Source organism: Gloeocapsopsis crepidinum LEGE 06123, from assembly GCF_015207655.1.
GTDB lineage: Bacteria > Cyanobacteriota > Cyanobacteriia > Cyanobacteriales > Chroococcidiopsidaceae > Gloeocapsopsis > Gloeocapsopsis crepidinum.
This window is the reverse complement of the sequence record NZ_JADEWN010000117.1, coordinates 1-6,544: the sequence shown is the minus strand read 5'-3', so window position 1 is coordinate 6,544 and position 6,544 is coordinate 1. Positions and strand designations below refer to the sequence as shown.

General features: G+C 42.1%; 7 protein-coding genes and 1 pseudogene. 7 read left to right on the top strand and 1 reads right to left on the bottom strand.

Translation table 11 applies throughout. The annotated features are described in order from the left end of the window. From IQ230_RS27190 to IQ230_RS27180, 7 genes and pseudogenes are all read left to right on the top strand, one after another. Nucleotides 1-114, top strand: a pseudogene (locus IQ230_RS27190) (IS982 family transposase); the annotation flags it as partial. A gap of 376 nt (nt 115-490) precedes the next feature. After that, nucleotides 491-1,261, top strand: coding sequence for a hypothetical protein (locus IQ230_RS25705; protein ID WP_193935023.1), 771 nt, complete (start codon nt 491-493; stop codon nt 1,259-1,261). A 237-nt stretch (nt 1,262-1,498) separates the two neighbouring features. Continuing rightward, entirely contained in the window at nt 1,499-2,593 is a 1,095-nt protein-coding gene (locus tag IQ230_RS25700) for an AraC family transcriptional regulator (protein ID WP_322742573.1), read from the top strand. A gap of 253 nt (nt 2,594-2,846) precedes the next feature. Then, entirely contained in the window at nt 2,847-3,071 is a 225-nt protein-coding gene (gene mazE / locus IQ230_RS25695) for a type II toxin-antitoxin system MazE family antitoxin (RefSeq protein ID WP_193935022.1), read from the top strand. Then, nucleotides 3,064-3,432 carry a type II toxin-antitoxin system PemK/MazF family toxin gene (locus IQ230_RS25690; protein ID WP_193935021.1) on the top strand — a complete coding sequence of 123 codons (369 nt, stop codon included), beginning with the start codon at nt 3,064-3,066 and terminating at the stop codon, nt 3,430-3,432. Before mazE ends, IQ230_RS25690 begins: the two co-directional genes overlap by 8 nt. A gap of 238 nt (nt 3,433-3,670) precedes the next feature. Further along, entirely contained in the window at nt 3,671-5,206 is a 1,536-nt protein-coding gene (locus tag IQ230_RS27185) for a TonB-dependent receptor plug domain-containing protein (RefSeq protein ID WP_228055400.1), read from the top strand. Then, entirely contained in the window at nt 5,203-6,285 is a 1,083-nt protein-coding gene (locus tag IQ230_RS27180; protein ID WP_228055403.1) for a TonB-dependent siderophore receptor, read from the top strand. Before IQ230_RS27185 ends, IQ230_RS27180 begins: the two co-directional genes overlap by 4 nt. Nucleotides 6,286-6,322: 37 nt before the next feature. Here IQ230_RS27180 and IQ230_RS27175 read toward each other — a convergent pair. Next, nucleotides 6,323-6,544: hypothetical protein (locus IQ230_RS27175; protein ID WP_228055399.1), on the bottom strand; the 222-nt coding region annotated here is incomplete at its 5' end.

Here is a 6,544-nt window from a genome sequence, read left to right as displayed (position 1 = left end):
CATCGTAGTCCCGTCAATTTTGGTGTTAATGTCCTCTGTGGTTTGATTGCTTATTGTCATCAGCCCAAAAAGCCCTCCCTTCACTTAGAATGGGCTTTACCTCCATCTGCTTAACCCGAACTCAGGTGCAATTAGGATGAAAAACCTGTGTTAGACACGAGCTTAAAAATCTGCTCAGATAAACAGGTCTTTCCGAACTATCTTGCCTTTTTACACGCGTCTTGGCAGGCTATCACAAATCTCCAACTTTAGTGACAATTGCACCAGTTCTAGCTCGGTCAACTTATAGGTTTCTGAGATTAACTGAGATCCTTCTACACTAAAGCCCAGAGATTTTCTGTAATGACAGATACTAATTTGTTGAGTACTCTGAAAATGCTCAGAGTACAGCACTAACAAACCTTAACTTCTTAGGAGAACAAAGTTAAGGCATTTTATGCAGGGTTCATTTCTTCGATTTCAAAAAAGTAACTGAGGACAAGGAAGTATAATGTTTACAAAATTTTACCCAAGTGCCACGCTGGTGTTAGCTATATCATTTCTAATGCCAACAGCTACCCTCGCTGCTCCTGTTGTTAGAAAGGCGGCTGGTCCCAACGCTGCCACAATTCAATCTGCTGTAGACGACTTCCGAAATGCTTTAGGGCAAAACAACGGAGTGGGTGGCACATTTCCTAATGGTCGCCGTGAAATTAACTGGGATGGCGTTCCTGACAATTTTGCCGCCTCTAACAAGCTGCCGCCCGACTTCTTTAATGTTGACTCTCCACGAGGTGTCTTCTTCCAAACCCCAGGTCAAGGGTTTCAAGTCAGCGCTAACATTGGTGTGGCTCCCATCGAGTTTGGCAATATTAATCCCACCTATTCATCTATCTTCCGCGTCTTTAGCCCCCAAAGGCTATTCACTGCTTTAGGCAGCAACATCACGAATGTGCTTTTCTTCGTGCCTGGTACTGCTAGGAAGGCAACAGTCAATGGGTTTGGCGCAATTTTTACTGATGTAGACCGCTGGGGTAGTACGAAGATAGAGTATTTTGGTGCTAACAATAAGCTACTCTTTAGTGACTTTGTTCCGAACGTACCCAACAGTAAAGAAAGCCTCTCTTTCCTAGGGGTAGTATTCAATCAGGGCGAACGCATTTATCGAGTCCGTATTACCAGTGGCAATGCTGCCTTAAGCTTTAACAATAATGACGGCGGTACTAGAGATATTGTCGTCATGGACGATTTCATTTATGGCGAACCTCAACCGCAGAGATAAGGAGAAGTAGGATAGATACTGTTGGTAAGATCGGACAATTTTGCAAAAACTCCTAGAATCTGCCACGCAAGAACAAGGGTTTCCAATTGAGAGCCTAAAATTTCTTAAGGAGAACCATGGTAGATTTCCCTGAGTAGAGGAACTAAAATGCAAGCCCTGAGGCATCAAGTGCGTAACTTCTAATTTTGTTAACTATTGATTAGCCTACTGGCTGCTGGGCTTGCAGTATACACTAGCGTGCGGTTTTTTCAATTGAGTATACTGTGCGATCGCGGTCCTAAAACATTGTCATCATTCGGCTTTGCGGTAAAATTGCTGCAATTAATTATCATTAAGTTTTTAGCTCTAGCGATGACAATCACCTTTACAGACGATGACTACACTAAACTACTAGAAAACGAACGAAAGAGTAAGTGCAACGTTTACTCAGAATCTGAATATCTTTATGAAATACCCAAACAACTTGGTCAAGGTTACTATCGACAGATTGAGGTCTATCCTAATCTTTGGCTGAGTATTGACGATCAACAATTTTATCATGATGTAATCATCAAAACTCCAGATAATAATCATCCTCTCCAGGTTGGTGTCTTAATTTTTGGTTTAGTTAGAGAAGAAAATAGTTTTATTTCTGGTGGTGGAGTACAACGTAAATTTGAGGTATTCTTTCGCCAGTTTCAAAGAACTGTAGGTATTGAAATAGAAATGCCACCAGAGTTGCTAGCAACTTTCTTTCCTGGAGAGGATGGTAAGATGCTACCTCAATTGAAGTTTTTGGCAAAGGAAAACGACTGGCAAGCCGCAATCTTCCGTAAAGCAAATGCCGCAACGCAAAGTGTAGCGCAGCAAATTATTAACTGTCCTTACCAAGGAATAAATAAGCGGATGTATTTACAGGGTAAGGTTATAGAATTGATGGCGTTGCAGTTGATGCCTTTTTTAGAAAATTGCGTGCAAGACGCTGCGAAAACGCAATTATCACCGCGCTTGAAGAAAGAAACGATCGCCAAAATTCATTATGCTAGGGAAATTTTACTTTTGCGTTTAGAAAACCCACCGTTATTATCAGAGTTAGCGCAACGGGTAGGTATCAGTGAGAGTTCGCTGCAAAGAGGGTTCCAGATACTTTTTGGCACAACGGTATTTGGTTATTTAACGAATCAACGCATGGAACATGCACAGCAACTATTACGCGAACGTAATTTAACTGTTGCCGAAGTCGCTAATATCGTAGGGTATGCTCATCTAGGACACTTCGCGGCGGCATTTAAGCGCAGGTTTGGCATTACACCACGCGAATGTTTTTCGGGCAAAAAGCGTGTTTCTTTATAAGTTAATAAGTAGCAGGATAAAAATAAATGTAATATCAAGAGCGGTAATTAGTTACTAAAAGGAATGTAATTGTTATGCAGGCTATTTTTGGGAGTCTAGAAGAAGTTGCTTTGAGAGCAAAACAGTTTTATGAAAATGGTATTCGTCAACAAGTTGAGTTTGGTGACACGCTTGTGACTGGGTAGCGTCAACAGTTGAAATCGGATAGTGTGATAAAATAATCCTACATATTTATCCGACAATTTTTAGAGTTATGAGCAAGAAAGTTAGTATTACACTGGATGAAGAAGTCTTAGAGTTTGTGGATCGGTCTTCTAAGAATCGCAGCAACTATATCAACGAAGTTCTTCTTAGAGAAAAGAAAAAAAGTCTTCTAAAGGAACTAGAAGATGCATACAAAGAGCAGTCGGAAGAGCCTGAATTCTTAGAGGAGATTGCTGTTTGGGATGTTGCTGTTGGTGATGGACTAGATGCCTAAGGGTCAGTTAAGCTACAAGCGCGGTGATATATGGTGGGTCGATCTGAAGCCTATAGTAGGTAGTGAAACAGACAAAGAGCGACCTTGTTTGATTCTGCAAAATGACATCGGAAATCAAAATAGTCCTACTACGATTATTGCGCCAATTTTACCAGGAGCAAAAACTTTCCCCTTCGTAGTCAACATAAAGGCTACTAAGCGCAACGGTTTAGACAAAGATCGCTATGTCTGCCTAAGTCAGATGAGGGCTGTGGATGCTAGTCGAATTAAGCGTAAACAAGGCGAAATAGAAGATAAATATTGGAATGCCATTAGAAAGGCTATCTTCATTGAGTTAGGATTTGATGCGGTTTTCACCTAAGCGGAATGCAATGACTGTCTAGACATAGCATCAACAATAATCTTCTAATATTTGCCAAGGTTAGCTGATAAATCGCCATGGCATCACACTACGCGAATGTTTTGCGGGCAAAAAGCTTGTTTCAGGACGTAAGACTGTTTCAGGATAGACTCAACTCATTGTACTTCTCTACACTTTGATTGATTGCAACTAAGAAAGATCTGCAATAAGCAACATTTTTAGGTGTGTGGGGAGTGGTATGAATTGGCGGTGTGTGTTTGGTGGTAAATGCTGCGTGCGTTCGCTCGATATTCATTTTTGGTTGATAGTAAGTACGCTAGGAGTTATCAATAGTGACTTTGTTCAACTCGTACAAGCATTTGAATCGGAAAAGAAAGCAGTTGTCACGCCAGCATCTCCAACGACAACGAAAATTAGAAGACTTAGTGAAACCGAATTCCCAGCTACGAGTGTCAAAGAATTACTTTCGCAATCGCCAACTCCTAATACTTCTTTAGTACAAATTACCGAAGTCGAAGCAGTTCCCACTGATAAAGGTGTTGAGGTCATTTTACAAACTCCTTTCGGCGAACAATTGCAAGTGACAAATCGCAGTAGTGGCAATAACTACATTGCAGACATTCCGAATGCACAACTGCGTTTACCTAGTGGCGATTCTTTTACATTTCGTTTGGAAAAACCAGTTACAAAAATTACTGAGATTACAGTTACAAATCTTGATGCCAATACTGTGCGAGTATTGATTATCGGTGAAACCGCACTACCAATCGTGGAGTTGTTTGATAGCGATCGCGGTTTAATTATAGGTGCAATCGCGCCTGTATCTTCCGTACAGCAACCAACTGATGACGAAACGATTGAAATTTTAGTAACAGGAGAACAAGAAGGCGATCGCGTACCAAATGCCAGTGTAGGCACAAGAACCGATACACCTTTGCGTGATATTCCCCAGTCGATTCAAATCATACCCCAACAGGTGCTAGAAGATCGCCAAGCAAGAAGTATTACAGAAGGCTTGGAAAATACTGCTGGCATTACTTCAATTGTTAGCCCTGCTAGCGGCAGAGACTACTTCATTATCCGAGGCTTTGAAAATTATGGCGGTTTCTTAGTCAATGGCATTCCTGACCCGCAAATTTCTAGTGATGGTAGCTTTGTCAATGCCGAACGTCTAGAGGTACTCAGAGGACCTGCTGCTGCTTTATATGGTGAAGTAGGATCTCTGGGTGGCACGATCAATGTTGTGACTCGACAACCGTTAAGCTATCCATTCTATGAAGTGAGCGCAACGATTGGCAGCTATAACGACTATCAGGGCATTTTTGATTTTTCTGGACCTTTGGATGATTCTGAAACAGTGCTCTATCGATTGATTGGTAGTTACCGCAACTTCGGAAGTTTTCTAGATTTTGATGAAAACAGCGAAACGTTTATTGCGCCTAGCCTAGCCCTCAGATTTGGACCAAATACCGATTTTATCCTCGAAGGCGATGTTAACTTTTTAGACCAGAATGGACGAGAAGCTCAGCCGATTTTGGGCACTGTACTCGAAAACCCAAATGGAGAAGTCAGCCGTAGTTTCAACGCCGCAGGTTCTTTAAATAATGAACTGAGGATCAACGGCAGAATTGGATATCGCTTAGAGCATCGCTTCAATGAAAATTTAAGCTTGCGTAATACATTCCGTTATACATTTGTTGATGACAATACAAATGGGGGAGAGCCAATCATTTTCTCGCTGAAGACAACCGTACACTCAACCGAGGCTTTCTGATTGGTGCTCAGTATTACAATACCTTCTATCTCGATACCAATCTACTTGGCAGATTTAATACAGGAGGAATTGAGCACCAGCTTCTCGTTGGTGTTGACCTAAATCGAGATACAACAGATCTTAACTATGAATTTGGCGATGCCCAACCTGTAGACATCTTTAACCCAGTTTTCGATCAAACTGTAAATCCTACAGGTCAACTCACGGATGACAGATTTACGACTAGAGACACATTGGGAATCTACATCCAAGATCAAATTACGATCGCAGAAAATCTCAAACTGCTCTTAGGTGGAAGATTTGATCTGTTTCAGGAAACAAGTGAAGATCGCCTGACAGATGTAGAAACCAGTCAATATGACACAGCATTTAGTCCACGAGTGGGCATTGTCTACCAACCGATTCCACCTATTTCCCTATATGCCAGTTATGCTCGCTCCTTTTCCCCAACAATCGGTATCGCTGAAGGTGGAGACACATTCCGCCCAGAACGAGGAACGCAATATGAAGTAGGTATTCGAGCCGATATCACTGAGCAACTCTCAGCCAATCTTGCTTTATACGATTTAACTCGCACTAATGTCACTACCCCCGCTCCAGATAATCCAGTCTTCTCAGTTCAAACGGGAAAGCAACGAAGTCAAGGTATTGAATTAGATATCAGTGGCGAGATTTCACCTGGATGGAATATTATCGGCGGCTATGCCTACACCGATGCCAGAATTACTGAAGACAACGATCCAACCATCGAAGGAAATCAACGGTTTTCTGCGCCTGAACACTCGTTTAGTCTATGGACAACTTATCGCATTCAAGATGGCAATTTGCAGGGTTTAGGGTTTGGTTTTGGCTTGTACTATATTGGCGAGCGATGGGCAGATAATGTGAATACCGTGGAGTTACCGAGTTTTTTGCGCACCGATGCTGCGATTTTTTATGAACGCGATCGCTTTCGTGCCGCGTTGAATTTTCGTAATATCTTCGATGTAGAAAACTACACAAGTGATTACGGTTTAAGTACTTTTGTCAATCGAGGCGCTCCTTTCACTGTGCTGGGAACCGTTTCTTGGCAGTTGTGAGTTAGATAGTCATGAGAATTTCTTTTCGCCATTTCGCCTATTGGCTTGTCTTGGGAGTCTTAACCGCAACAATACTTGTGGCTTGCAACAGTATTAACAATACCCGCGTGACAAATTCCCAACCGCAAGCTGATACGAACTTGCGTTCTAAAGAACAATTAGGGTAGGGTGCAGTTAACCGAGAAACGAGCACTGTTATGGCAAGAGTCAGTCGAGTTGTAGCCCACCAGAGCGTTGAAGAAGTTAAGCAGAAGCTGGC

What these genes read in the sequence shown, in the direction of transcription:
- IQ230_RS25705 (WP_193935023.1), top strand. Translation starts at nt 491, where the DNA reads ATGTTTACAAAATTTTACCCAAGTGCCACGCTGGTGTTAGCTATATCA.
- mazE (WP_193935022.1), top strand. Translation starts at nt 2,847, where the DNA reads ATGAGCAAGAAAGTTAGTATTACACTGGATGAAGAAGTCTTAGAGTTT.
- IQ230_RS25690 (WP_193935021.1), top strand. Translation starts at nt 3,064, where the DNA reads ATGCCTAAGGGTCAGTTAAGCTACAAGCGCGGTGATATATGGTGGGTC.
- IQ230_RS27185 (WP_228055400.1), top strand. Translation starts at nt 3,671, where the DNA reads ATGAATTGGCGGTGTGTGTTTGGTGGTAAATGCTGCGTGCGTTCGCTC.